The sequence below is a fragment of the Mycolicibacterium gilvum genome (genome assembly GCF_900454025.1).
GTDB lineage: Bacteria > Actinomycetota > Actinomycetes > Mycobacteriales > Mycobacteriaceae > Mycobacterium > Mycobacterium gilvum.
Genome location: NZ_UGQM01000001.1, coordinates 4,761,366 through 4,785,948 on the forward strand (window position 1 = coordinate 4,761,366; position 24,583 = coordinate 4,785,948).

General features: G+C 68.7%; 30 protein-coding genes and 1 tRNA gene. 18 read left to right on the top strand and 13 right to left on the bottom strand.

Annotated elements, in window-relative coordinates; genetic code table 11:
* Nucleotides 1–16: 16 nt before the first annotated feature.
* Together soxR and DYE23_RS22310 are read left to right on the top strand one after the other, a co-directional pair.
* Nucleotides 17–451 (top strand): redox-sensitive transcriptional activator SoxR, encoded by a 435-nt coding sequence (gene soxR / locus DYE23_RS22305; protein ID WP_013470959.1) that lies wholly within the window; start codon nucleotides 17–19, stop codon nucleotides 449–451.
* A gap of 41 nt (nucleotides 452–492) precedes the next feature.
* Nucleotides 493–1,101: an alpha-ketoglutarate-dependent dioxygenase AlkB gene (locus DYE23_RS22310; RefSeq protein ID WP_011892812.1), complete on the top strand. Its 609-nt coding sequence runs from the start codon at nucleotides 493–495 to the stop codon at nucleotides 1,099–1,101.
* Between the two features lie 6 nt (nucleotides 1,102–1,107).
* On the opposite strand, the gene DYE23_RS22315 is transcribed toward DYE23_RS22310, so the two are convergent.
* From DYE23_RS22315 to DYE23_RS22325, 3 genes are read right to left on the bottom strand one after another with little or no spacing between them, the layout of a single operon-like run.
* Nucleotides 1,108–1,779, bottom strand: coding sequence for a DUF5642 family protein (locus DYE23_RS22315; protein ID WP_099962766.1), 672 nt, complete (start codon nucleotides 1,777–1,779; stop codon nucleotides 1,108–1,110).
* Between the two features lie 28 nt (nucleotides 1,780–1,807).
* Entirely contained in the window at nucleotides 1,808–2,467 is a 660-nt protein-coding gene (locus DYE23_RS22320; protein WP_013470957.1) for a DUF5642 family protein, read from the bottom strand.
* Between the two features lie 46 nt (nucleotides 2,468–2,513).
* Complete coding sequence (locus tag DYE23_RS22325; protein ID WP_013470956.1) at nucleotides 2,514–3,977, bottom strand: PE-PPE domain-containing protein; 1,464 nt, start codon at nucleotides 3,975–3,977, stop codon at nucleotides 2,514–2,516.
* A gap of 172 nt (nucleotides 3,978–4,149) precedes the next feature.
* On the opposite strand from DYE23_RS22325, the gene lpqN reads away from it, so the two are divergent.
* The gene (gene lpqN, locus DYE23_RS22330; protein WP_013470955.1) at nucleotides 4,150–4,851 is read left to right on the top strand and encodes an envelope biogenesis lipoprotein LpqN; all 702 of its coding nucleotides are present in this window, start codon (nucleotides 4,150–4,152) and stop codon (nucleotides 4,849–4,851) included.
* A 7-nt stretch (nucleotides 4,852–4,858) separates the two neighbouring features.
* Here the strand turns inward: lpqN and DYE23_RS22335 are convergent, their stop codons facing one another.
* A complete protein-coding gene (locus tag DYE23_RS22335; RefSeq protein WP_115328186.1) occupies nucleotides 4,859–5,755 on the bottom strand; it encodes a shikimate 5-dehydrogenase in 897 nt (298 codons plus the stop codon).
* The gene (gene pat, locus DYE23_RS22340; protein ID WP_115329072.1) at nucleotides 5,755–6,753 is read right to left on the bottom strand and encodes an acetyltransferase Pat; all 999 of its coding nucleotides are present in this window, start codon (nucleotides 6,751–6,753) and stop codon (nucleotides 5,755–5,757) included. Before pat ends, DYE23_RS22335 begins: the two co-directional genes overlap by 1 nt.
* A 157-nt stretch (nucleotides 6,754–6,910) precedes the next feature.
* Here pat and DYE23_RS22345 point away from each other — a divergent pair, with 157 nt between their 5' ends.
* The 7 genes from DYE23_RS22345 to DYE23_RS22375 are packed head-to-tail and all read left to right on the top strand — an operon-like array spanning nucleotide 6,911 to nucleotide 12,008.
* Nucleotides 6,911–8,005, top strand: coding sequence for a GGDEF domain-containing protein (locus DYE23_RS22345; protein WP_115329073.1), 1,095 nt, complete (start codon nucleotides 6,911–6,913; stop codon nucleotides 8,003–8,005).
* Nucleotides 8,002–8,451 carry a cupin domain-containing protein gene (locus DYE23_RS22350; protein ID WP_235660476.1) on the top strand — a complete coding sequence of 150 codons (450 nt, stop codon included), beginning with the start codon at nucleotides 8,002–8,004 and terminating at the stop codon, nucleotides 8,449–8,451. The genes DYE23_RS22345 and DYE23_RS22350 overlap by 4 nt, the downstream gene beginning before the upstream one ends.
* A 23-nt stretch (nucleotides 8,452–8,474) precedes the next feature.
* On the top strand, nucleotides 8,475–8,855 hold the full coding sequence (locus tag DYE23_RS22355) for a carboxymuconolactone decarboxylase family protein (RefSeq protein ID WP_115328188.1): 381 nt from the start codon (nucleotides 8,475–8,477) through the stop codon (nucleotides 8,853–8,855).
* 3 nt (nucleotides 8,856–8,858) lie between these two features.
* On the top strand, nucleotides 8,859–9,743 hold the full coding sequence (locus DYE23_RS22360; RefSeq protein ID WP_115328189.1) for an NAD(P)-dependent oxidoreductase: 885 nt from the start codon (nucleotides 8,859–8,861) through the stop codon (nucleotides 9,741–9,743).
* 48 nt (nucleotides 9,744–9,791) lie between these two features.
* Nucleotides 9,792–10,280 carry a MarR family winged helix-turn-helix transcriptional regulator gene (locus DYE23_RS22365; protein WP_115328190.1) on the top strand — a complete coding sequence of 163 codons (489 nt, stop codon included), beginning with the start codon at nucleotides 9,792–9,794 and terminating at the stop codon, nucleotides 10,278–10,280.
* A 22-nt stretch (nucleotides 10,281–10,302) separates the two neighbouring features.
* The gene (locus DYE23_RS22370; RefSeq protein WP_115328191.1) at nucleotides 10,303–10,737 is read left to right on the top strand and encodes a DUF5313 domain-containing protein; all 435 of its coding nucleotides are present in this window, start codon (nucleotides 10,303–10,305) and stop codon (nucleotides 10,735–10,737) included.
* A gap of 35 nt (nucleotides 10,738–10,772) precedes the next feature.
* A complete protein-coding gene (locus DYE23_RS22375; RefSeq protein ID WP_115328192.1) occupies nucleotides 10,773–12,008 on the top strand; it encodes a cytochrome P450 in 1,236 nt (411 codons plus the stop codon).
* 3 nt (nucleotides 12,009–12,011) lie between these two features.
* Here DYE23_RS22375 and DYE23_RS22380 read toward each other — a convergent pair whose 3' ends face one another.
* Nucleotides 12,012–12,701 carry a TetR/AcrR family transcriptional regulator gene (locus DYE23_RS22380; protein WP_115328193.1) on the bottom strand — a complete coding sequence of 230 codons (690 nt, stop codon included), beginning with the start codon at nucleotides 12,699–12,701 and terminating at the stop codon, nucleotides 12,012–12,014.
* Nucleotides 12,702–12,775: 74 nt separating this feature from the next.
* Between DYE23_RS22380 and DYE23_RS22385 the strand changes: the two genes are divergently transcribed.
* From DYE23_RS22385 to DYE23_RS22395, 3 genes are read left to right on the top strand one after another with little or no spacing between them, the layout of a single operon-like run.
* Nucleotides 12,776–13,513: a carboxymuconolactone decarboxylase family protein gene (locus tag DYE23_RS22385; protein ID WP_115328194.1), complete on the top strand. Its 738-nt coding sequence runs from the start codon at nucleotides 12,776–12,778 to the stop codon at nucleotides 13,511–13,513.
* Nucleotide 13,514: 1 nt separating this feature from the next.
* Entirely contained in the window at nucleotides 13,515–14,345 is an 831-nt protein-coding gene (locus DYE23_RS22390; RefSeq protein ID WP_115328195.1) for a mycofactocin-coupled SDR family oxidoreductase, read from the top strand.
* A gap of 10 nt (nucleotides 14,346–14,355) precedes the next feature.
* On the top strand, nucleotides 14,356–15,183 hold the full coding sequence (locus DYE23_RS22395) for an SDR family oxidoreductase (RefSeq protein WP_115328196.1): 828 nt from the start codon (nucleotides 14,356–14,358) through the stop codon (nucleotides 15,181–15,183).
* 1 nt (nucleotide 15,184) lies between these two features.
* On the opposite strand, the gene DYE23_RS22400 is transcribed toward DYE23_RS22395, so the two are convergent.
* From DYE23_RS22400 to DYE23_RS22420, 5 genes are all read right to left on the bottom strand, one after another.
* Nucleotides 15,185–15,257: transfer RNA gene (locus DYE23_RS22400), tRNA-Ala, on the bottom strand.
* Between the two features lie 54 nt (nucleotides 15,258–15,311).
* The gene (sepX, locus tag DYE23_RS22405) at nucleotides 15,312–16,367 is read right to left on the bottom strand and encodes a divisome protein SepX/GlpR (RefSeq protein ID WP_115328197.1); all 1,056 of its coding nucleotides are present in this window, start codon (nucleotides 16,365–16,367) and stop codon (nucleotides 15,312–15,314) included.
* Between the two features lie 231 nt (nucleotides 16,368–16,598).
* The gene (locus DYE23_RS22410) at nucleotides 16,599–17,252 is read right to left on the bottom strand and encodes a GNAT family N-acetyltransferase (protein ID WP_115328198.1); all 654 of its coding nucleotides are present in this window, start codon (nucleotides 17,250–17,252) and stop codon (nucleotides 16,599–16,601) included.
* 21 nt (nucleotides 17,253–17,273) lie between these two features.
* On the bottom strand, nucleotides 17,274–18,557 hold the full coding sequence (gene glp / locus DYE23_RS22415; RefSeq protein ID WP_115328199.1) for a molybdotransferase-like divisome protein Glp: 1,284 nt from the start codon (nucleotides 18,555–18,557) through the stop codon (nucleotides 17,274–17,276).
* A 64-nt stretch (nucleotides 18,558–18,621) separates the two neighbouring features.
* The gene (locus DYE23_RS22420; RefSeq protein ID WP_115328200.1) at nucleotides 18,622–19,542 is read right to left on the bottom strand and encodes a UTP--glucose-1-phosphate uridylyltransferase; all 921 of its coding nucleotides are present in this window, start codon (nucleotides 19,540–19,542) and stop codon (nucleotides 18,622–18,624) included.
* Nucleotides 19,543–19,607: 65 nt separating this feature from the next.
* Between DYE23_RS22420 and DYE23_RS22425 the strand changes: the two genes are divergently transcribed.
* From DYE23_RS22425 to DYE23_RS22435, 3 genes are all read left to right on the top strand, one after another.
* Nucleotides 19,608–20,213 (top strand): 5-formyltetrahydrofolate cyclo-ligase, encoded by a 606-nt coding sequence (locus DYE23_RS22425; protein ID WP_115328201.1) that lies wholly within the window; start codon nucleotides 19,608–19,610, stop codon nucleotides 20,211–20,213.
* A 68-nt stretch (nucleotides 20,214–20,281) separates the two neighbouring features.
* Entirely contained in the window at nucleotides 20,282–20,629 is a 348-nt protein-coding gene (locus DYE23_RS22430; RefSeq protein WP_115328202.1) for an FmdB family zinc ribbon protein, read from the top strand.
* A gap of 71 nt (nucleotides 20,630–20,700) precedes the next feature.
* Nucleotides 20,701–21,354, top strand: coding sequence for an SAF domain-containing protein (locus DYE23_RS22435; RefSeq protein WP_115328203.1), 654 nt, complete (start codon nucleotides 20,701–20,703; stop codon nucleotides 21,352–21,354).
* 64 nt (nucleotides 21,355–21,418) lie between these two features.
* On the opposite strand, the gene DYE23_RS22440 is transcribed toward DYE23_RS22435, so the two are convergent.
* The gene (locus tag DYE23_RS22440; protein ID WP_115328204.1) at nucleotides 21,419–21,733 is read right to left on the bottom strand and encodes a hypothetical protein; all 315 of its coding nucleotides are present in this window, start codon (nucleotides 21,731–21,733) and stop codon (nucleotides 21,419–21,421) included.
* Between the two features lie 52 nt (nucleotides 21,734–21,785).
* On the opposite strand from DYE23_RS22440, the gene DYE23_RS22445 reads away from it, so the two are divergent.
* Both DYE23_RS22445 and mscL read left to right on the top strand, forming a co-directional pair.
* The gene (locus DYE23_RS22445; protein WP_115328205.1) at nucleotides 21,786–22,847 is read left to right on the top strand and encodes an IS630 family transposase; all 1,062 of its coding nucleotides are present in this window, start codon (nucleotides 21,786–21,788) and stop codon (nucleotides 22,845–22,847) included.
* 349 nt (nucleotides 22,848–23,196) lie between these two features.
* Nucleotides 23,197–23,640, top strand: coding sequence for a large-conductance mechanosensitive channel protein MscL (gene mscL / locus DYE23_RS22450; RefSeq protein ID WP_115329074.1), 444 nt, complete (start codon nucleotides 23,197–23,199; stop codon nucleotides 23,638–23,640).
* A 72-nt stretch (nucleotides 23,641–23,712) separates the two neighbouring features.
* On the opposite strand, the gene mspA is transcribed toward mscL, so the two are convergent.
* Nucleotides 23,713–24,336, bottom strand: a complete 624-nt coding sequence (gene mspA / locus DYE23_RS22455; protein WP_115328206.1) for a porin MspA — start codon at nucleotides 24,334–24,336, stop codon at nucleotides 23,713–23,715.
* Nucleotides 24,337–24,583: the final 247 nt, after the last annotated feature.

Consider the following 24,583-nt stretch of genomic DNA (forward strand, 5'->3'; position numbering starts at 1 on the left):
AACTAGGGTTGAGGTCATGGAATGGCCCCACGAGCTCACGCCGGGCGACATGGCGGCGCGCAGCGGGGTGGCGGTGTCAGCGCTGCACTTCTACGAGCGCGAGGGGCTGATCACCAGCCGGCGCACGGGCGGCAACCAGCGCCGCTACGCCCGCGAGACGCTGCGGCGGGTGGCCTTCATCCGGATGTCGCAGCGGCTCGGCATCCCGCTGGCACGAATCCGCGAGGCCCTGGCGACCCTGCCGTCGGACCGCGTGCCGACCAGTAAGGACTGGGCCCGGCTCTCGGCGGGCTGGCGTGACGACCTGGACCAGCGCATCCTGCATCTGGAACGGCTGCGCGACAACCTCGCCGGGTGCATCGGCTGCGGGTGCCTGAGCCTGAAGATCTGCGCACTCGCCAACCCCGGCGATGTGCTGGCCGACGAGGGGCCCGGCGCCGCCCGCCTCTAGAGTCTCGATTTTTCGAACGCCTGTGCGATAGGCTCGGCGGCATGGAGCCGGCACTGCAGAGCTCACTCTTCGAGCAGTCCGATCGCCGCGACCTCGGCAACGGGGCGTGGCTGGAGGTGCGTTCCGGATGGCTGTCGCAGGACGGTTCGTCCGACGACACGCTGTTCGCCGAACTGCGCGACCGCATCCCGTGGCGCGCCGAACGGCGGCAGATGTACGACCGGGTGCTCGATGTGCCGCGGCTGGTCAGCTTCCACAACCTGCTCGACGGGAACGCACCCCATCCGCGGCTCAAGCAACTGCGGCGCCGCCTCAACGACGTCTACGCCGGCGAATTGGGTGAACCGTTCGTCACCGCGGGTCTGTGCCTCTACCGCGACGGTGACGACAGCGTGGCCTGGCACGGCGACAACATCGGGCGCAGCAGCACCGAGGACACCATGGTCGCGATCGTCGGCATCGGCGCGACAAGGGTTTTCGCACTCCGTCCGCGAGGCGGCGGGCCGTCACTGCGGTTGCGGCACTGCCACGGCGATCTGCTCGTGATGGGCGGGTCCTGCCAGCGCACCTGGGAACACGCCGTCCCGAAGACCACCAGGCCGACCGGGCCGCGCATCAGCATCCAATTCCGTCCACACGACGTGCGATGAGGCGCGTCAGCCCTTGACCAGACCGACCGCCTGGGTGACGAGGTCGCGAGCGCGCTGGGTGTCGATCCGCGCGACCGGCTTGTCGGCGACGACGAGCGGGTTGGCGGTGACGATCACGATGAAATTGCCGAACGTCGCGACGTAGTTGTAGAGCTCACCCGTGCGCGGCCCCTCCTCGGTCACCGTCTGCAGCACCCGGTGCGTGCCGACGGTCGTGACCCCGTCGACCGCGGGCGCCTCGACGACCTCGACCAGTCCGCGCATTCCCGCCCCGGTGAAGGTCACCTTCCTGCACTGGTCGCTGGGGGTGTTCACCGGGACGGCTTCGGAGGTCTCGACCGCGATGACGATGTAGCGCACGCCGTCGCCTTCGGCGGTGGTCGCGGCCATGTTCCCCTTGACGCCTTCGGGGACGGTGTTCTCGGTGGCGCTCTTGGCGCAGTCTTGCGGGTCGAAGGTCAGACCCGGCGGCAGCTTCTGGGCCGTGAGGAACCGCGGATCGATGGCGGCCGGCCCGACGGTGTTCACCGTGTACGACGGCGCGAAACCACTCTTGACCTCGGCCACCCGGGCGATATCGGCCTTCGAGAAGTCCTCGGCCGGAGCGGCGTTGCAGGCCGTCGACAGCCCGACCACCGCGGCCACTGGCAGAGCGAGGTACTTCCCGGCGTTCGACATCGCCGCCAATGTACCGGCGCGGGGCGGCTCAGCCCCGCAGCGTCGACACCGTTTCGACGAGCAGATCCGAACCGAACTCGGGTGCCAGCCCGGGATGCGGCGATCCCGGATCTGTCACCACGACGATGTAGCAGACGTGGTCGCCCAGGTATGCGACGAAAGTGTCTGCATGTGAGCGTGTTTCGGTGCCTCCTTCGACGACGATGGTGATCGCCGTGCTCATCGCCGACGTCTGTGCCGCGTCGACGGCGGGCCCGGGCCGGGTGGTCACGGTTGCGGTCGCGCGCCCCGCGGTCACGGACCACTGCGCGCACTCTCCGAACAGCTGCGACGGCGGCGTCGCCTCGGGCGCGGCGCCGGCGACGACGGCGTAGACGATGCCGCCGGCGCCGGAGGCCGACCAGCCGCGGGCCGACGCGGGGTCGACGGCGGGCGCCCCGAGCGTCGCGCACTGCGCGGGGTCGGCGACCGCGGACTCCTGCAGGCCCCACGAGGCGAACGGCGCGGGACTGCCGGTGTACGGGGTGACCTCGTAGCCGTCGGGGAGGCCGTCCCGCGCGCGGTCGATCCTGGCGGGGTTCACGGTCGTCGAGGCCGGCTTCTCCGGCGCCGCCGCCGGGGGCGGCGGGGCGGGCTGGGCACAGGCGATCCCGAGCAGAGCCAGGGCGCATGCGACGACGAGCCTCACGCGGTGTTGATACCACGGTTTTGGCGAGGGTTTGGCGAGGGCTCGTTCAGGCGGCTTCGGCCGTGTTGCCGGCGGTGTCCTCGCCGTCCGCATCGGCGCCGTCCGCATCGATGTCCTCGTCGTCCGCGTCGGCGCCGTCGTCGGCGTCGTCGGCGTCGTCGGCTTCGGTCTCGGTCACGGTCTCGGCCTCAGAAGTCTCGGCCTCCGGTGCGGCCGGTTCCGGGTCGACCACGTCATCACGACCGTCGGAGTCCGCGCCACCGACAGCGGACCGACTCTCCTCTGCCGGCGCCGACCGTTCGGTCGAGGACGCCGAATCCCGTTGGGCGACAGCATCTTCGTCGATGTCCGAGGTCACCGCGCCGCCTTCGTCGACATCGGGCAGATCCGGGCCCCCGACGCCGAACACACCCGGCACCGGCGTGCCCAGCACCCGCCCCAAGCCGAACCCCTCGGTGAGATTGTCGACCGCGACCGGCACCGAGGCGATCAGCTTGGCCGCGGTGCCGGCGAAATCCTTGACCGGCCACCACCGGGCCGTCGTCGGATCACCCGGGCCCGCGTCGCGGTCGTAGGCGTCCTCCACAAGGACCCGCAGCGGAGCGTCGAGCGCGCTGAGGATCGGGCGGGGCACGAACAACAGCAGGGGTTGCAACAGCGGCAGCAGGTCCGTCCCGATGAGGTAGTAGTCGGTGTCACCCTCGCGGCCCTGGAAACGTGCCTGGGCGAACGGCACGTCGACGGTCTCCCCGTGCATGATGCCGTAGCCCAGCAGCGCGTTGACCGTGGCCAGCAGGTTCAACGGACGCACCGGAAAGTCGCCGCCGAGTCCGTCGTACTGACGCACGACGTCCACGGTCCGGTACGCGCCGTCCACGCCGGCGGTGGGTGTCGCCCCGTGGAAGGTGATACCGAGGATCGGGATCGTCAGAGCCGGAAAGCGCCCGAGGACACCGCCGTTGGGCCGCATCGGGTTCGCGGCGAGCATGAAGGTCGTCGCCGCCGGCTCGGGTCCGGGAGCGTCGATCAACTGACGCTTCAGCAGGGAGGCCACCGCGGCGCTCTGCGAATACCCGAACACCACGAAGGTGTCGTCGTGCCGCGGAGCCACCGTGCCCACCCGCGCTGCGACCGCCGGGTCCGCATTGAACACACACCCCGGCTCGGCCCGCAGACATCTGCCGAGGTTCGCCAGCCCCTCGGCGACGGAATCGTCGAACGTCAATCCTCCGAGCGGGAAGAACTCCTCCGGCGTGTACACGGCGACCGCATTGGTGACCGCATAGCCGTACGCCGCGGAGATCTGGTTGTCGACCGCGTTGTCCAGATACGCGGTGACGAACTCCGGCGAATCCCTGGGCCCCGTCAGCGGATGGAAGGTGCCGCCCATCACGAGCGCGGTGGTGTTCGCCACCAGGACCGCGACCGGAGTGGGCACCCCCGCGGGTATCGCCAGCGCCGCCGTGAGCGCGGAAAGGACCGCGACGACCGAGCGAATACCCACGCCCATGTCCCGACCCCCAACCCGTCGTGCCGGTACAGCCCATATGTAGCACCGCCCGGTCGACGGCGGACACTATCGGCAAACCTCGTCGAGGATCGGCCCGTGAATTCGCTAGCCTTGAGCCCGAAATCCCCCTTCCCCACGGGCGGCACCCCGTGGCCGCCGAACAGGAGACGACGTGATCATCGCCAACCGGGCCGGCGCCGCCGCCGTCGCCGTCGCCGTCGGAATCGGGTTGTCGGCCTGCGGGTCACAGACCGCGGGTGACGCGACCACAGCGCAGGAGACGCCGTCGGCGTCAGAGACCTCGTCGACGTCGAGCACGACCCCTGCTCCCCCGACCTCGCCATCACCGGCCGCCGCTCCCGGCATCACGATCCAGCAGTACGTCGACGAGAACGGCATCACCTCGACGCCCGTCGCCAAGGGAGAACCGGGCGCGCCGACGATCCAGCTTCCGATCCCCCCGGGCTGGGAGCCGGCGGGCCCGCAGACGCCCGAGGGCGCCTACGACGCGCTCGTGCTCGCCGGGCCGTCACCGAACAAACCGACCATCGTCGCGTTCGTCGACAAGCTCACCGGCCCCGTCGACACCGCCAAGATCCTGGAGTACGCACCCAACGAGACGATCGCCCTGCCCGGCTTCGAGGGCGCGACCGAGGGTAAGCCGAGCACGCTGAGCGGATTCGACGCCACGCAGATCGGCGGCTTCTACACCAGGGACGGTGTCACCCGGATGCTCGCGCAGAAGACCACTGTGATCCCCACGGACGGAGCGGTTTTCGTCCTCAAGGTCACCGCAGAGGGAACCGACGACTTCGCCATGCCGCTGATGGACGCGACCGCGGCCATCGACGAGCAGACCACCATCACCCCGTAGCCGGCGCTCAGGCTCTCGACACAGCGGAAGCCTCGGCGACGTGCCCGGGGTCGGGCCGCACGCCGGTGTAGCGGGCGAACTGCTCGGCGGCCTGCAGAGCGACCACCTCGGCGCCGGTGATCACCCGGCGGTCCGCCGCGCGGGCCGCCCGGATCAGCGGCGTCTCCGACGGCATCGCCACGACGTCGAACACCGTGTCCGCGGCGGCGATCGCCGACTCGGGAAAGGCGATCTCGTCGGCGTCGAGTCCTCCCGCCATCCCGACGGGGGTGACGTTGACGAGGACGGACGCCTCGACCGAACCGACCTCGGGCCGGAACTCGTAGCCGAGTCGGTCGGCCAGCGCGGCTCCCGTCGCGGCATTACGGGCGACGACGAACCCGGTGCGGAATCCGGCGTCCACGAAGGCGGCGCCCACGGCCTTGGCCATGCCGCCGCTGCCGCGGATCAGCACGGCGTCGTGCGGGTCCAGACCGTTGTCGTCGATGAGCTGCCCGACGGCGAGGTAATCGGTGTTGGAGGCGGTGAGCCTGCCGCCGGGTACGGAGACGTCGTTGACGATCGTGTTGGCCGAGCGGATCGCCTGTGCGGACGGCTCGATCTCGTCGACGAGGGCGAGCACGTCCTCCTTGAACGGCATCGACACCGAGCAGCCGCGGATGCCGAGCGCGCGGACCCCGCCGATCGCGGCGACGATGTCGGTGGTGGTGAAGGCCTTGTAGAGGAAATCCAGGCCGTACACGTCGTAGAGGTGATTGTGGAATCTCGTGCCGATGTTGCTCGGCCGCCCGGACAGCGAGATGCAGACCCGGGTGTCCTTGTTCAGCGGCGGTCTGCGGGCACGCTGCTCGGTCTGATCGGCGGCCCGCCGCTCGGTCTGATCGGCGGCCCGCCGCCGGGGCATCAGCCGACCGCCCGCACGGCCTGACGCGTCACCGCGCGGATCTGGTCGGCCAATTCGCGGCTCAGCGGCAGGTCCTTGACGGGCGGCACGGCGATCTCGGTGACGACCACTCCCAGATCGTCTCGGCGCCACCGGGCGCCGAACCGGTCCAGGATCGCGCGCATCGCGTAGTTGTCGGTCAGCACCCGCGCGGTGAACCGCTGCACGCCGTCGCTGGCGGCGGCGACCGAGATGGCCGCCATCAGCAGGGTTCCGACACCCCGGTGCTGGTAGGCGTCGCCGACGATGAACGCGATCTCCGCTTCGGCCGGATTCTTCTCATCGCGGACGAAGCGCACGTCGGCGACGACCGGACCGTCGACCCCCTCGGTGAGGACGAACACGAAATGGTCCAGGTAGTCGACCTCGAACAGATACGCCATCAGCGACCTCGTCGGCGAGCGCACCGACTGGAATCGGCGGTAGAGCGTCTCGCTGGAGAACTCCACCTGCCCGCTGGTGGTGCGTTCGATGTCCCCGGGAAGAACCGGCCGCAGGTAGAGCACGGTGCCGTCGCGGGCCTGCACCGGGATCGGGGTGATGTAGGCGGCCAGACGTTGCCGCGCGGTGCGCACCAGCTTGCCCATCATCCCGGGCACGTCGAGCATCGTCGCGAACGCTTCGCGCCCGCCGACCCATCCGGTCAGTGGTTCGGTGGCGATCACGGTGGCAGTCCTCGCCGCGTCGCGCAGCAGTGCGATCTCCCCGACGATCAGCCCGGGCTCCAGCATCGCGACGGTGTCGTGACCGTCCTCACCGGTGTGGGTGACCTCGGCGCGGCCGGATCCGATCAGCAGGAACGACACCGCGAGCTCACCCTGCTGCATCAGCACCTGCCCCGCGGCGGCGGTCAACGGCCGCAGTTGCGCGGCCAGCGGCACCAGCGCCTCGGTGGTGATCCCGTCGAAGACGGCCAATCCAGCGAGGTCATCGGCTCGAACTGCTGTCACGCCGGCCACGTTCACGAGGCTACGGGCGCGCGGGAAGGTCGGGCAAGGAATGCGCCGCGACCGTCACAGAGCCCCACCCTGTGACGCCGCCCGTGGACCGGACCGAGCATCATGGAGTACCGCCGCGGGTCGACGGCGGACGGCGGGCGGCGACGAGATGGTGTGGATGCAGCGGGATCAGCGGCACTCGGATCACTACGAGTGGTTCAGCGACTTCCTCGACGCCCGGGGCGTCGCGATGTACGTCCGTGCCGGCCTGGCGGCGATCGGGCTGTTGATGGCGGTCTCGTCGGTCATCCTCGCCCTCGGCGCGGGCGGACCGACGACCCAGCCGTACGTCGCGATGATGTGGACGGCCGCAGCCGGGGGTGTCGCGGGCGCGGCGCTGTGGGTGCGGCGATGGCCCACCCGCAGGCAGTCGGCGGCGTTCGCGGCGGTCACGACGTGTTCGATCACGTTGGCGTGTCTGGCCTATCCGGATCCGCTGGCCGCGCTGCTCGGATGCATCACCTTCATGACGATCGGTGCGTATCTGGCGTTCTTCCACTCGACACGCTCGGTGCTCTGCGTCGTCGCCCTCGCGGTCGTGGTCGCGTCCGTCCATGCCGTCGAGCTCGCCATGGCAGGCCGCCCGGCGCTGGCCGCGGTCGATCTCTTCATCGTGGTGCAGGCCAACCTGGCGATGCCGCTGGCCATTCACAGCCTGCTGCGCGCCCTTCGGGGCGACCTGGTCCACGCTCTCAGCGATGCGAACCACGATCCGCTCACCGGCCTGCTGAACCGGCGCGCGTTCCGCACCCAGACCCTGAACCTGTTCGACCGCCCCGGGGACGCCCGACACCTCGTGGTGGCGCTCATCGACCTCGATAAGTTCAAGGCGCTCAACGACACTCACGGACACCACGTCGGCGATCAGGCACTGGTCGCGGTCGCCGACACCCTGCGTGCCACCGCAACGTCGAGCGCCGTGATCAGCCGCAGCGGAGGCGAGGAGTTCCTGATCGCCGACGTCGCGCCGACGGACGAGGCGACGAAGCGCTACCAGGGACTCTGCGAGGCGATCGCCGCACTGCCGATCCCCGTGACAGCCAGCGTCGGAACGGCGACCGCCGCGCTGGACATCATCGCCGATCGGGATCCGGACGACGTCGTCGATCACCTCATCGCCGCGGCGGACATGGCGATGTACCGTGCAAAACGAAACGGCGGCAACCAATGTCACCACCACGGCAGCTGGCCGGCCCTCGGCTCGGCGCCATGACGTCACGGGAACGGGGAGAAGTGCGGACGTTCATCACCGGAGTCGATGCCGACGGCAGGTCCTGCGTCGTCAGTCAGGACGAGCTGACCCTGGACCAGCTGGCACCCGGCTTCGCGATGGGAATTCCCTACGCGACCACCACGAATCCGCCACCGGCCCGGCCGGCGGGCACCGCCTCCGTCATCGACCAGGGCATCGCGCCGGGGCTCGCACGGTGGATGGTCGTCGAACTGGGCCCCGACTCCGAGACGCCGATGCACCACACCGACACCCTCGATCTGGAGACGGTGCTCTCCGGCAGCGTCGACCTGATCCTCGACGACGGCGCGCACCGACTCGAGCAGGGCGACCTCGCGGTGCTCACGGGCGTCGACCACGCCTGGCGCGCCGGGCCCGACGGCTGCCGCCTCAGCGCAGTTCTCATCGGCACCCCGCCGCCCGCCTGACAGATCCAGCGAAGGAGCCGGCGATGGACCGCGAAACCTACGAGCGCGGCGCGCAGATCCGCGCGGCAGTGCTGGGCTCGGAGTACGTCGAACGTGCCGCCGCCGGCGCCGACGACTTCTCCGGACCGTTGCAGGACCTGGTCACCGAGTACTGCTGGGGCGCGGTGTGGGGTCGTGACGGCCTGTCTCGCAAGACCCGCAGCATGCTCAACCTCGCGATGATCGCGACGCTGAACCGCCCGCACGAGCTCGCCACACACATCCGCGGCGCGTTGACCAACGGGGTGACCAAGGACGAGATCCGGGAGATCTTCCTGCAGGTCGGCGTCTACGCGGGCATCCCGGCGGCCGTCGACAGTTTCCGGATCGCGAAGGCGACGTTCGCCGACATGGATGGCGAGTAGACGGTGGACAGGCCACTGGGATTCATCGGGCTGGGGAACATGGGGTTCCCGATGATGGGCCGCCTCGTCGCGGCCGGGCACCCCGTCGTGGTGTTCGACACCAACCTGGACGCGGTGTCACGCGCGGCGGCGATCGGGGCCGACGCGGCCGCGTCGGTGCGTGAGGTGGCCGATCGCGCCGACACGGTGCTGGCGAGCCTGCCGACCCCGCAGGTCTCCGCCGGCGTCGCCGGCGAGGTCGCTGACGGGTCACGGGTCCGCCGGTTCGTCGATCTGTCGACTGTGGGTCAGCAGGCCGCCCAGCGCACTGCGGAGGTACTGCGGGAACGCGGCATCGCGGCGCTCGACAGCCCGGTCAGCGGCGGCGTCCACGGCGCCGAGGCCGGGACCCTGGCCGTGATGGTGTCCGGACCACGGCACGAATTCGACGCACTGGAACCTGTGTGGTCGGCGATCGGGCGCGCGACGTTCGTGTCCGAGACCGCCGGGGCGGCACAGACCATGAAGCTGATCAACAACCTGATCGCGGCGACGACGCTGGCCGTGACCGCCGAGGCGATGGTGATGGGCGCCAAGGCGGGACTGGATGCACAGATCATGATCGACGTCCTCAACGCCGGATCGGGTGGCACTCACGCCAGCCGCGAGAAGTTCCCGCGCGCGGTGCTGCCCCGCACGTTCGACTACGGGTTCGCCACGGGCCTGATGACCAAGGACGTGCTGCTATACCTGTCCGAGGCCCACGCGATGGGTGCACCGGCGGCGCTGGCCGAGTCCGTGGCACAGATCTGGCGTGACACCCAGGACGAGGAGGGGCCGGAGTCGGATTTCACGTCCATCGTCAAACCGATGGAACGTCGTGCGGGGGCGACCCTCGGGCGGCAGTGACCGACGATACATTGCTAGGCCCCTAATAGTTAGGGCACAATCTAAGTCATGACCGTCGCTGCCGCCGAAGTCGATCCCCTCGCTCTCGAGCGGCAGGTCTGCTTCGCTCTGGCCGTCACCAACCGGGCGGTGCTCGCGATCTACCGCCCCCTCCTGGAACCGCTGGGCCTCACGCATCCGCAGTACCTGGTGATGCTCGCCCTCTGGGACCACCAGAAGAAGACCTCGGAGCCGGCCCCGCCTCTGTCGGTCAAGAAGATCGCCACCACCCTGCAGATGGATTCGGCGACGCTGTCCCCCATGCTCAAACGGCTCGAGGCGCTCGGCTTCATCTCACGGACACGTAACGCCGCCGACGAGCGGTCCACCGACGTGCAACTGACCGACGCCGGGACGGCCCTGCGCACGCGGGCGCTGGACATCCCGCCGGCCGTCGTCGAACGCCTCGGCGTCGACCTCGCCGAGCTCGACCATCTCCACCACGTACTCACCAGGGTGAACTCGGCCGCCGTCGCCGCCGGCGCCCTGCAGTCCTGAACCACCAACGCGAAGGAGCGTCATGGCCCACCCCGAACCGACCGGTACCGAGAAGCCGAACTTCTGGCAGTACCTCGCCTACTCCTACGGCAAGCGCCTGCCGAAGTCGATGGACCGTTGGGTCGCCGAGGATCTCGCCGGCGAGGGCGCCGTCCGCAGGCACATGATCCGGTGGGCCATCCCGCCGCTGATCGTCCTGGCGCCGCTCTGGTTGCTGCCGGCGCCGATCTACATGCGGCTGGAGATGACAGCGCCGATCTACATCTGGGCGCTGCTGATGGCCTTGGCGCTCAACAAGGTGTGGCGCCGCCACCGGCTGGCCCGGCACGGCCTCGACCCCAATCTCGTCGATGTCATCAAGCGCAAGAAGGACGCGAAGATGCACGACGACTACATCCGCAAGTACGGACCGCGCCCCGAGGACTCCAAGACCCAGTCGAACAGCAGTCCGTTCTGACAGGACATCTTGACGGCATACGTATGGTCTAACGTATGCCGAACCTGGCCGACGTCGATCTGGCCGACCTGGACCGGTTCACCGCCGGCTTCCCTTTCGAGATCTTCGACGTCCTGCGGCGCGACGCCCCCGTCTGGTGGCATCCGCCCACCGGGCACACCCCCGGTGGCGAAGGCTTCTGGGTGCTCAGCCGGCACGCCGACATCGTCGCCGCGGCGGCGGACAGCGACACGTTCTCCTCCGAGTCCGGCGGCGCCCGCGACGGGGGCGGCACCACCCTCGAGGACATGCCGAGGGGATTCGCCGTCGGCGCGCTGCTGAACATGATGGACGATCCGCGGCACGCACAGTTCCGCCGACTGCTCGCGCCGAGCACCGGACCGCGTGCGCTACGCGCCATCGAAACCGACCTGCGCCGCCGTGCGATCGACATCGTCGACGCCGCGCTGGCCAAGGGCGAGTGCGACTTCCTCGTCGACGTGGCCGCCGAGTTGCCGCTGCAGGCCGTCGCCGAGCTGGCCGGCGTGCCGCAGGAGGACCGCCACGAGCTGATGAACTGGGCCAACGTCACGCTCGACTACGAGGAACGCGAGATCGGTGAGACCAGCGACCGGGTGGCCGCGGCGCAGGCGCAGATGTTCGTCTACGGCACAACGCTGTTGGAACGCAAACGCCGGGAACCGCCGACCGAGGACCTCCTGTCGATCGTCACGCACGCGCTCATCGACGGTGAGCCGCTCAGCGAGAACGAGCAGCGCATGTTCCTGAGCCTGATCATCGCCGCCGGGAGCGAGACGACACGCAACTCCATCGCGCTCGGCATGTCCGCACTGAGCCACCGTCCCGACGTGTGGGAGCGGATCCGTCAGGATCGGACACTGCTGCCGTCGGCGGTCGAGGAGATGCTGCGGTGGGCGTCGTCGACGCCGTACAACCGCCGCACCGCCACCAGGGACATCGAACTGCACGGCCACCGCATCCGAGCGGGCGACAAGGTGACGCTGTGGTGGGCGTCGGCGAACCGGGACGACACGGTCTTCACCGACCCGTATTCGTTCGATGTGTCCCGAAACCCCAACCCGCACCTGGCCTTCGGGCGCGGTACCCACTTCTGCCTCGGTGCGTCCCTGGCCAGGATGGAGATGCGGGTGATCTTCGACGTGCTGCTCGATCGCGTCGCCGGCGTGACGGTGACGGGCCCGATCGAGTACGTGCGCAGCAACAAACACAGCGGGGTGCGGCACATGCCGGTCACCCTCGCGGGCCGCTGAGACTCACGGCAACGGGTGGAGCACCGGTCTCGCAGGCTCCGAGCCGCGCAGCGCCGCGAGCGTCTCCGCCGAGGGCTCAGCCTCGAGCAGCGCGACGAGACCGTCGAGCAGCGCGCTGACGTGGACCGCGTACGGCGTCACCGGCGCTCCGCTGACCAGCGCCCGGTGCCGGTCGGCGCACGCATGTACACACCACGCCGAGGTCTGATGGATGCGGTTGTCCCGCAGCGGTTGTGGGACATGCCCGATCAGAGCGCCGACCCTGTCGACATAGGCCTGGTGAGACACCTGATGCTCGTCGGGCAGGGCGGCCAGAGGGCTGACGGCGGCGTCGTAGCGCAGAAGCTGCTCCAGGAACGGGAGGTAGAAGCACTCCAGGTCCTCGGCGAGCTCGATCAGCGGCAGCTGTTGCGCCTCGACGACACGGCGCAGATCACGATGGGGCGCACGGGCTTCCAAGAGACCCCTGCGAAAGTTCAGGTGGTGCAGTCGGTTCAGCAGGATGGCCTGCACCAGGCCGTCCTTCGAGCCGAAGTGGTAGTGCACCGCGGACTTGTTCGCCATCCCCGCCTCGGCGCCGATCTGACGTAGCGCCACACCGTCGAGACCGTGCCGCGCGAACAGTCGTTCAGCGGTCAGCACCAACTGCTGCTTGGCAGAGGGCATCGCGGCGGCTGGGCCCGGTTCGGACATGACGCCAGAATCTCACACTGGACGAATTAAGGCCATCGCCTTATAGTTCAGGCACTCGACTGAACGGAGTTCGGATGGACGCGCAGGCGACAGCACCCTTTCGGGACGTGTTCGCCGACGACCCGCTCTCAGCGAACGTCTGGCAGAGGCCCGGCCTGGGTAGACGGGACCGTCGATTCGTGAGCCTGACCTGCGTCTGCGCCTCCGGGGCCGTCGACGAGATCGACGCCCACATGTACGCGGCACTGGCCGGGGGCGACGTCACCTTCGACGAGGTCCTGGAGTTCGTGCTGCACTTCGCCGTGTACTGCGGATGGCCCAAGGGGTCGCAGGCCGAGCTGGCCGCACGATCCCAGTACGCGCGCCTCGCCGCCGAACGCGGCGAGACCACCGACCCCCGAGCCGACCTCCCGCTGGAGTCGCTGGGTCCGCAGGACCATGCCCGCCGGCTCGCCGACGGCGAACGCTGCTTCGTCGACGTGAACCTGCTACCCGCACCGGCACGGGACTCGCCGTACTTCCAGGCGGGAATCCTCGGCTTCGTGTTCGGACACCTCTGGCAGCGTCCGGGTCTCGGTCGGCGCGAACGCCGGCTCATCACGGTCGCCAGCGTCGGCGTGTCCGAGGCACTGGGGCCCATCTACTCCCACGTCGGCTCCGCGCTGGAGTCCGGCGACATCGGCAAGCAGGAGATGGACGAGCTCATCCTCCAGTTCGCCGTCTACAGCGGGTTCCCGAAGGCTCGCGTTCTCCAGCAGGCGGCCGACGAATCCTGGCACCGGATCACCGCCGCACGAACAGAACAGGACTGACATGGGATCACTCGACGGCAGAACCGTGTTCATCACCGGGGCGGCCCGGGGGCAGGGCCGCGCCCACGCCGTCCGGCTGGCCCGCGAGGGCGCCGACATCATCGGTGTGGACATCTGCGAGAACATCGCGACGATGACCTACCCGAACGCGTCGCTCGCCGACCTCGAGGAGACGCGGCGACTCGTCGAGAAAGAAGGCCGCCGCATGGTCGCCTGTAAGGGAGACGTGCGCAGCTACGTGGACATGCAGGAGGCGGTCCGCGCCGGCGCAGACGAGTTCGGCCGGATCGACATCATCATCGCCAACGCCGGGATCGTCCGTCTGGCAGGCGAATCCGAGGACTTCATGGCCGACTGGCGTGACGTCATCGACACCAACCTCACCGGCGTCTACCACACCATCCGGGCAGCACTTCCCGTGATGCGCGAGGCCGGGCGCGGCGGCTCGATCGTCATCACCAGCTCCACCGCGGGCCTGAAGGGGACGGCATCCCTGAACGCCAGCGGCAACGCCTATGCGGCGGCCAAGCGGGGTGTGGTCGCGCTGATGCAGAACCTCGCCAACCACCTTGCCCCCGAATGGATTCGCGTGAACACCATCCACCCGACCGGAGTGCTGAGCGGGATGACACAGAACGACGCGATGAACGCGCTGATGGAACACGCGGCCGCCGGGGGCCAGAACGCGATCTCGGGCATGGAGAACGCGCTACCCCTGCCGATCCTGCAACCCGAGGACGTCGCCAACGCGGTGGCGTTCCTGGTCTCCGAGGAGGCCAGGTTCATCACCGGTATCCAGTGGCCGTTGGACGCCGGCTTCTCGATCCGCTGAGCTCCCGACCATGAGGACACTCGACGGCGCGGTCGCGGTGATCACCGGAGGCGGCAGTGGCATCGGACGGGCCACCGCGCGGTCACTGGCCGACCGCGGTGCGCGGCTGGTGATCGCAGACATCAACGCGCAGAACGCCGCTCGGGTGGCCGACGAGATCGTCGACGCGGGCGGCGAGGCCGCCGCCATCGTGTGCGACGTCGGTGACGACCGGGCATTCGACGACCTGTCGGCGTTCACGCTGAGACGTTTCGGGGCCGTCGACATCGTGATGAACAACGTGGGAGTGCTGACCAGCGGCCGCCCCGAGCACCTTCCGGTCGGCGAATGGCAACGGATCATCAACATCAACCTGATGTCCGTCGTGCGCAGCAACACCGTCTTCCTCCCACTGCTGCTCGCACAGGGTCGCGGTCACCTCGTCAACACCGCGTCGTTCGCCGGTCTGTTCACCTACTCCTACGACCGGATACCGTACGCGGCGACCAAGGCGGCGATCGTGCAGATCTCGGAGGGGCTGCGGCTGTACCTGCACCCGCAGGGAATCGGCGTCACCGTGCTGTGCCCCGGGCCCGTCGCGACCGACATCATGGCGACCATGCCGCCGACCTTCGGTCCCGACGTGCCCACCGCGCTGCCCGGCGAGCAGTTCGGGGTGCTCGCACCCGAGGTCGTCGGCGAGCAGGTCGCCCGGGCCATCCTGGACGACACCTTCATGGTCTACACCGACGATCAGGTGCGCGACGTTCTTGTCGAGCGGGCATCGGACTGGAATTCGTTCATCGCGCGCCAGACGGTCACGCGGGCGGGTCGGCATGAGCCGCCGCCGTCAAACTGAGTGGAGCTAAGGGGAATCGAACCCCTGACCTTCTCGATGCGAACGAGACGCGCTACCAACTGCGCTATAGCCCCTAGTGCCGGTACAGGTTATCAGCCACCGGCCACCGGCAGAAATCGGTCGTCGGGCTACTGCCCCGCGGCCCGCGGCAGGTCGTAGTGACGCGAGAACGGCACGTAGTCGAGGTGCTCGAACGCCGGATCCTCGTCATCGATCTCCAGCACCGCCGCACCGGGCCTGCGCAGGCGCGACGGGGTCACGTCGTAGTCGCGGTCGCTGGTGTTCTCGACCCCGAGCCGCGAACGTGCCATCCGCTGTGCCCGACGGCGCCGCAGCTGCTCCTCGATCCGGGTCTGCCGACGCAGGTAGGCCAGATACAGCAGGGTCACCGTCGCGACCGCAGCCGTCGAGTACCACATCGTCGACGACCACGTCAGCGCCGCGACGGCACTGGCGAGCATCAGCACCGACATCACCGCGATCGTGCGCGCCCGGAAGCGGTACTTACGTGCCGACACCGCCGCGGCGGTCGTCGACTCCCGGCGGCGGCGGCGCGACTCGCTGAGCGACCCGGCGACCCGCTGGTCGGCGTCAACCCGCTCCTCGCTGCGCGGAGACTCGTCGGCGTCCTCGTCCTCGTCGTCGTCCTCGTCGGCGTAGCCGTCTTCGTACTCGTCGTCGATGACCGAGTAGACCCCGGTGTCCTCGCTGGTGTCGCGGTCGGCCCGGGCCGCCGCGCGGATGTGCCGCTCCTCGGGCTCGTCGGCAACGGGTTCGGTCTCGGGGCTCTCGACGGGCTCGGCCTCGGAAGTCTCATCGGCGCTGATGTCCGCGATGGGCAGCGCGCCGGAATCCTCGACCACGTCGACATCGAGGTAGTCCGGCTCGGTGTTCGCGTCCTCACCCTCGGCGGCCACCATGACCACCGCACGGCTCGGCACGACGTCGGCGTCGGCCTCGGCCTCGTCATCCGACGGGCTCCAGTCCGGGTCGCTGCGGTGACCCGCGGCCGGACCACGCCTGCGCAGCCTGCTGCGCGCACCGCTGTTGAGCACACGCGTGGCAAGGGCGACGTCGCTGGTACGGCGCACGGCGTCGCGCTTGCTGATCAACATCGGAACAAGCACGAAGAGCCAGAGCACTACGAGCGAGATCCAGAGAAGAGATTGGGGGATGCTTGGCATGGCGCCTGCTCCTTTCCCCATCAGGCTAGGTCTGTGACCAGCGCATCCTGGAGCGGCGCGCCGAGACAATTACACACCTGTAATTCACCATAAACAAGCACCAAACGTCACACGTGTCACATCAGTAACAAGCCGACCCCCGCGAGCAGACGCAGAGTCGGGCGTGTTGCCGCGCGTCGACGCGATTTTGCGTCCGCTCGCGGCAGGACGGCAGGCTCGCGGCACGAGGGGTCAGGCCCAGGACGCGTGGCCGGCCCGGACCAGCGCCGAGGCCACCGAGCCGTTGAGTTCCTCGACCGTGATCGCCACCAACAGGTGGTCGCGCCACGCTCCGTCGACGTCCAGGTAGCGCTTGAGCAGCCCCTCCTCACGAAGTCCGGCCTTTGCCAGCACCGCGCGACTGGGCCCGTTCTCGGGACGCACCGTGGCCTCGACGCGGTGCAGCATCACCGGGCCGAAGCAATGGTCGAGGCCGAGCGCCAACGCCGCGGTCGCGACACCACCGCCGGTCGATCCGCTGGCGACCCAGTAGCCGATCCACGCGGACCGCAGCGCACCGTGAGTGACGTTACCGATCGTGAGCTGGCCCGCGAACTGTCCGTCCAGCTCGATCACATACGGCAGCATGCGACCTTTGCGGGCCTCCGACCGCAGGCCCGAGCACACCGACGGCCACGCCGAAACAGAGTGGCGCAGTTCCCAGTTCATGTCGGTCGACGGTTCCCAGGGCTCCAGATGGTCCCGGTCGGCCAGCCGGATACGGCTCCACTGCGCCGCATCGCGCAGTCGGACCGGTCGCAGCCGCACCAGGCCGGCGGGTACTCGCAACGGGCCGACGGGCACCGGCCACCCCGGATGCTGCGACCGGGAGCTGAGAAGGTCCATCACGGCTGCGGTGATCCGTCCTCAGCCGCGTTGGGCGAGGAACGCGACGTCGACGACCTCGCCCGTGCGGATCTGCTCGGCCTCACTGGGAACGATCACGAGGCAGTTTGCCTCGGCAAGAGTGGCCAGCAGATGTGACGACGCTCCCGGAGCCCCGCCGAGGGCCTGCACCAGATACTCGCCGGTGTCCTGGTCGCGCATCAGCTGTCCCCGCAGATACCCCTTGCGGCCGGCCACCGAGCTGATCGGCGACAGGGCACGGGCCGGCACGATGCGGCGCATCGCCTGCCGTTTGCCGAGCGAAAGCCGGATGAGCGGGCGAACCATCACCTCGAACACCACCAGCGCGCTGACCGGGTTGGCCGGCAGCAGGAACACCGGAACGCCCTCCGGGCCGAGCTGACCGAAGCCCTGCACCGACCCGGGATGCATCGCGATGCGCGCAACCTCCATGTCGCCGAGCTGGGACAGCACGGTGCGCACGCCTTCGGCCGCTGCACCGCCGACCGCGCCCGCGATGACGACGATCTCGGCGCGGCTGAGCTGACCCTCGACCACCTCGCGCAGCTGCGCGGGATCGGTCGGGACGATGCCGACTCGGTTCACCTCGGCGCCCGCGTCCCGTCCCGCGGCCGCCAGCGCGTAGGAGTTCACGTCGTAGACCTGGCCGTTTCCCGGGGTCCGGGAGATGTCGACCAACTCACCGCCGACGCACATCACCGACAACCGCGGCCGCGGATGCACGAGCACCCGTTCGCGACCCACCGCGGCGAGCAGCCCGACCTGGGCCGGACCGATGATCGCGCCGGCGCGCACGGCGACGTCTCCGGGCTGCACGTCGTCGCCGGTGCGGCGGACATAGGCTCCGGACCGGACGCCGCGCAGCACCCGCACCCGCGCATCGCCGCCGTCGGTCCAGCGCAACGGCAGCACCGCGTCCGCCAGCGTCGGCATCGGCGCGCCCGTCTGCACCCGCGCCGCCTGACGTGGTTGCAGTCGGCTCGGTGTCCGGGCGCCGGCCTCGATCAGCCCCATCACGGGCAGGCTGATCTCGCGCGGACGGCCCTCGTCGCGATCGGCGTAGTCGTCGTCCTGGCCGTCGGCCGGCCCGCCGATACCCAGCACGTCCACGCTGCGCACCGCGTAGCCGTCGATCGCCGCCTGGTCGAACCCCGGCAGCGGACGCTCGGTGACCACTTCCTCGGCACACATCAGACCCTGGGCCTCGGCAATCGCGACCCGCACCGGCCGCGGGGCCACCGCGGCAGCTGCTACCCGAGCCTGCTGCTCCTCCACCGAACGCACAGCGCGCCTTTCTTCCGTCGAACCGGCGGGCGTCGACCGGCTCGCTCGGCGGTGCAGTTGATCGCTAGCCTTCGGTCCCCGCCGGGAGCCCCAGTCGTTCGACCAACCACCGGCGAAGTTCAGGCCCGTAGTCGTCCCGCTCCAACGCAAAGTCAACCGCAGCCTTGAGGTAGCCCCCGGGATTTCCAAGATCGTGTCGAGATCCGCGGTGCACGACGACGTGGACCGGATGCCCCTCCTCGATCAGGAGCGCGATCGCGTCGGTCAGCTGCAATTCGCCGCCGGCACCGCGCGGGATGCGCTTGAGCGCGTCGAAGATCGCCCGGTCGAGGATGTAGCGGCCCGCCGCGGCGAACAGCGACGGCGCGTCTTCGGCTTTCGGCTTCTCGACCATCCCCTTGACCCGCAGGACGTTGAGGTTGGCGGCGTCGGGGACCTCCTCGACGTCGAACACGCCGTAGGCGCTGATGTCCTCGCGGTCCACCTCGATCGCGCACAGCACCGATCCGCCGCGCTTGGCCCGCACTTTCGCCATCGTCTCCAGCACGCCGGTGGGCAGCACGAGATCGTCGGGCAGCAGGACCGCGATCGCATCCTCGTCGGGGGCGAGGCTGGCCTCGACGCAGCCGACGGCATGTCCGAGCCCGAGTGGCTCGGCCTGCACGACCGACTCCACCTTGATCAGTGCCGGTGCGCGCCGGACCTTCTCGAGCATGGTTTTCTTGCCGCGGGCCTCCAGCGTGCCCTCGAGGACCAGGTCCTCGACGAAGTGCGCGACGACGCCGTCCTTGCCCTCCGAGGTGATGATGATCAGACGCTCGGCGCCGGCCTCGGCGGCCTCGGCGGCCACGAGCTCGATGCCCGGTGTGTCGACGACGGGCAGCAACTCCTTGGGCACGGTCTTGGTCGCGGGCAGGAAGCGCGTTCCCAGGCCCGCTGCGGGCACCACCGCGGTGTGCGGCACAGGAACCTCAGGCCGATTCATCGTTCACACACTAACCTCTCTGCGTTGGTTGTTCTCCCCTAACCCGAGCTTGGAGCGACTACCCGGTGACGTCGACCAAATCACAAGCGCGGGCCGCGATTCTGGCGGTCCGGCGCTCTTTGAGCGAGCAAACACAGGAGCGTGAATCGACGCAATTGGCCGGCCACCTGGCGGCGCTGATCCGCCCCGGAACGACGGTCTGCGCCTACATCCCGGTCGGCTCCGAACCCGGTTCGCTCGCGCTCGTCGACGACATCGCCGGCCGTGCCGGTTCCGTCCTGCTGCCCGTCGCCCGGGAGGGCGAGGACGGCACACCCCTGCCGCTGCGATGGGCTCGTCACGTTCCCGGGAAGCTGGTCGCGGCGCCGTACGGTCTGCGTGAGCCGCCACCACCGTGGCTTCCCGCCGACGCGGTCGCGACCGCGCAGGTGGTGCTGGTGCCGGCACTCGCCGTGGACCTGGCGGGTACCCGACTCGGGCGCGGCGCGGGGTTCTACGACCGGACGTTGGCACTGGTCAACCCGACTGCGCTGGTGATCGCCGTGGTGCGCGACGACGAGCTGGTCGACGACCTGCCGGCGGAGCCGCACGATGTCCCGATGACGCATGCGCTGACCCCCGGGCGGGGGTTGGTGACGCTCGGGAACCGCGCCTCTTCCGGGAATGCATGACGCCGGGTGGCGGTTCTAGCACTTGAGCCGCTAGAGTGCTAAGAAGTTTGACCACCTCGGAGGTTTGTGTGCCCACCTATTCCTATGCGTGCACCGAATGCAGCAACAAGTTCGACGTGGTGCAGGCGTTCACCGATGATTCCCTGACCGAATGCCCGCAGTGCGACGGTCGACTGCGCAAGATCTTCGGCAAAGTCGGCGTGGTCTTCAAAGGCAGCGGTTTCTACCGCACGGACAGCCGCGAGGCCGGTAAGACCTCGAGCGTGAGCAGCGCGGGGGGCGGGGAGTCGTCCTCGTCGTCGAGCTCGACCGGTTCGTCGGAGAAGTCGTCTTCGTCGGAGAAGTCGTCCTCGTCGAGCTCGGGCAGCTCCTCCTCCACGAGCAGTTCCCCGGCCCCGGCCGCTGCGGCATCCTGACACCGGACGGTTATCCACAGCTGCCGAGATGGCAGCAGACGGGGGTGCGGGGTGCGTCCTAGCGTGTCCTGATGGGCAACCCGCTGGATCCGTCATCCCTGCACAGGGTGAGTCGTGCGTTACGTCCGGACTGGTCACGGACACCGGCGGCGCGTCGGGTTCTCGCCGGGCTGCTGGTCGTCCTGGCTGCGGTGGCCGCGTGGCGCGGCGACCCTGACGCAGACCGCTCCGAGGTGGTCGTCACCGTTCGCGATCTGGCGCCGGGAGCCTCGCTCACCGCCGCCGATGTCCGACTGGAGTCGCGCGCCGCGCCCGTCCTCCCCGACGGCGCCCTCACCGACCTCGACGCGGTCGTCGACGCGACGCTGGCGGGGCCGGCACGCCAGGGCGAGGTCCTCACCGACGTCCGACTTCTGGGGCCGCGTCTCGCCCGATCCGCGGCCGGTCCCGACGGGCGGATCGTCCCCGTCCCGCTCGCCGACGCGGCGCTGGTGGATCTGGTCAGGTCCGGCGACGTCGTCGACATCGTCGCCGCGCCCGCCGATGACTCCGTCGCCGCACGGACCGTGGCCACCGATGCGGTCGTGGTGCTGGTGTCCGCCGAGCAGAGCGGCATCGGGGCACGGGCGGGCGGGCGCGTGGTGCTCGTGGCGCTGCCCGCCGCCGCCGCCGAGCGGGTGGCCGGGGCCGCTCTCGTCGAGGCGGTCACGCTGACCCTGCACTGACGCGACCACACCAAAAACACAGCGCCCCCGGGGAATTCCCGGGGGCGCCGTGTTTGTGGTCAGATCACCAATCGCCCTGCGCAGGGCCGACCGGCCACGCACCCTTGAAGCCCGCCGCCTTCTTGGCGACGACCGCCTTGGTGGTGTCGCGGACCTCGGTCGATCCGCTGCCGCTGGCGAGGATCTCGCCCGCGTCCGCGAGGCGACCCTCGGAGATGCCGCGCGCCGCCCCGGGATCGTTGATGCGGATGACGGAGTTCTCCGACGCCTGCCGGCTGTACACCTGCAGTTGCGGAGCCAACTCCTCGACGTCGGCGCTCGCGGTCGCCGCGCTCAATCCGGAAAAAGCTGAGGCCGCGAAGAACGCGCCCAGGCCCACGGCACCTAGTGTCGTGCGTCATTAATTAGTTTACAGTGTGAGATGATGGTGTATGCCGTCATCTGCACTGGTGATCAGTCCTGAAGATCGTGTGACGTTGGAGTCGTGGACTCGGTCCTCGACGGTGTCTGCCGGCCATGTCGAGCGGGCGCGGATCGTGTTGGCCGTAGCCGACGGGGCTGGTACCTCGGGTGCGGCACGGCGGGTGGGGGTGTCGCGGCCGACGGTGATCAAGTGGCGGGATCGGTTCGCCGCGTTCGGGATTGACGGACTTGCCGATGAGCCGCGCAGTGGCCGCCCCAAGACCGTCGATGACGCGGCGATCCTGGCGGCCACATTGGAGCCGCCACCGGAATCGTTGGCGGTCACGCACTGGTCGAGTCGATTATTGGGCAAGCGCCTCGGTGTCGGGGACGCCACGGTGGCCAGGGCGTGGCGACGCTACGGGGTCAAGCCGTGGCGGCGCGAGACGTTCAAGTTCTCCACCGACCCGGAGTTGGAGGCCAAGGTCCGTGACGTGATGGGTCTGTATCTGAATCCGCCGGCCAAGGCGATCGTGTTGTGCGTGGACGAAAAGAGCCAGATCCAGGCACTCAATCGAACCCAGCCGATCCTGCCGCTGCGGCCGGGACTGCCCGAGAAGGCGACCCATGACTACAAACGCAACGGCACTACCACCTTGTTCGCCGCGCTCGAGATCGCGACCGGCAAGGTCACCGACCGCTGTTATGAGCGCCACGGCAAAGCCGAGTTCTTGGACTTCCTCAAAGCGGTCGCACGGGCCTACCCGCAGCGTCGACTGCATGTCGTATGCGACAACTACCACACCCACAAACACGCCGACATCAACGCCTGGCTGGCCAAGAATCCACGTGTGACACTGCATTTCACCCCGACCTCAGGGTCATGGCTGAACATGGTCGAGGTATTCTTCTCGATCATCACCCGCCAGGCCATCCGGCGCGGATCGTTCAACAGCGTCAAAGAACTCGTCGCAGCCATCAGCGCATTCATCGACGGCTGGAACCAACGCTGCCACCCGTTCGTGTGGACCAAGACCGCAGACGAGATCCTGCCCCACACCCGTAAACCAACTTCAGACGCGGGACACTAGCTTCTTCACACTACGAGCGGGCGCCTTGGCATGCTTGGCCATCAGCTTTCCCCTTTTGTCAGGAAGGACACAGCAGTCCTTATCTACGTTTTCAGGCTCTCACAGACTAGCAGTCGGCGGCGCAATGCGCGTGTCTAGTCAGAGATTCTTGAAGTGGCCCGGAAACGCCTTTTCGACCGTTCGCGGGTTTGTCGAAATACATTCCCGCGCTTGACTTTTCGTAAAAGCGGACGGATTCCCCGGTGCGTCGCCCGAATCGCGGCGGACGTCCACATTCGACCCACTCCGGCGGGGTGCAGGACTAGGTTGATTGAGCTGGCACCACTACGCCGAACGAAAGGGTCACATCATGCTGAAAGGCTTCAAAGAGTTCATCTCGCGAGGCAACGTCATCGACCTCGCCGTGGCGGTCGTCGTCGGCGCCGCCTTCACCGGCCTGGTGACCGCGTTCACCCAGAACGTGGTGCAGCCACTGGTGGACAGGATCGGTGCGGGACCGGACGCCGAGTACGGCGTCTTGAAGATCCCGCTGGGGGCCGACCAGTTCGTCGACCTCAACGCGGTGCTGTCCGCGGCGATCAACTTCCTGATCGTCGCCGCTGTCATCTACTTCGTGATCGTCGTCCCGTTCAAGAAGATCAAGGAGCGCGACGCGAAGGTGGAGTCGGCCGAGACCGAACTGACGCTGCTCACCGAGATCCGCGATCTCCTACGGGCGCAGTCCCCCGACACCGTCGCCACTGCCGCCGGCGAGAACCACACCGAGCAGGACAAGCCCTCCGCCGGGAAGTGAACGAACAACTCAGACGAAATCAGCCCCCGGCCGGAAGCCGGGGGCTGATTCGGTAAAGCAGTCAGACGTGCGTCAGTTCATGTTCCACGGAGCGCCGTAGGTGCTGACGCTGTCGCCGGTCGAGGAGATCAACCGGGCGAACGGACGCAGCAGCACACCGCCGGCGGCGCCGGTCACGGTGCCGTGGGCGTTGGACACGACGACCGAGCCACCCGGGCCGGCGACGTCGACGGAGAAGGTCGCCACTTCCTGGATGCCGGGGCCGTTACCGAGGTCGGCCGAGATCGACACACCGGGGAACAGCGGCGGGGTCACGATGCTGAAGTTGTCCCCGACGCCGTAGTTGTTGAACGCGATGTTCGGGGTGGTGTAGCTGAAGTTGATGCCCACGCCCAGCGACCACGGGAAGCCGACCTGGTAGCCGAGCTCGAGGGTGCCCTCGAAGTCGTCGGCGCCTTCGCCGGCCACGATGTAGGTCGCCTTGCCGGAGTGGAACCACTCACGGGTCAGACGGTTGCGGTCGAGGGGGAAGACGCCGTTGAGGAACGTGTCCCACTGCTGAACGGTCAGGGTGCGGCCCTGGCCGTCCACGACACTCAGCTCATTGTCCAATCCCGCGTGAGAGGTGCCAGTGCTCACGAACAATGCCGCGATGGACGCCACCATCGCGATCAGCACCCGAGTGATTGCCTTCATGATCTCCCTAGCTATGCGTTACGGATACCCCGGGCGGGGTTCCGAGTGTCCGTGCCTGGCTTTACCGCTACACCACACACCTCGCAAGACTTCCATGTGAGGAGAATTAAAAACCGCACATCTTGTTCTTACGATTCGCTCATCGTTGACACGAGGAACATAACGGGGAGGCATCTGACCGGCAACGCGAGGCTTCGGTGGTGTTAATCGGGACGCAATGCCTCGCGCCGTTTGCTGGAGCTTTCCC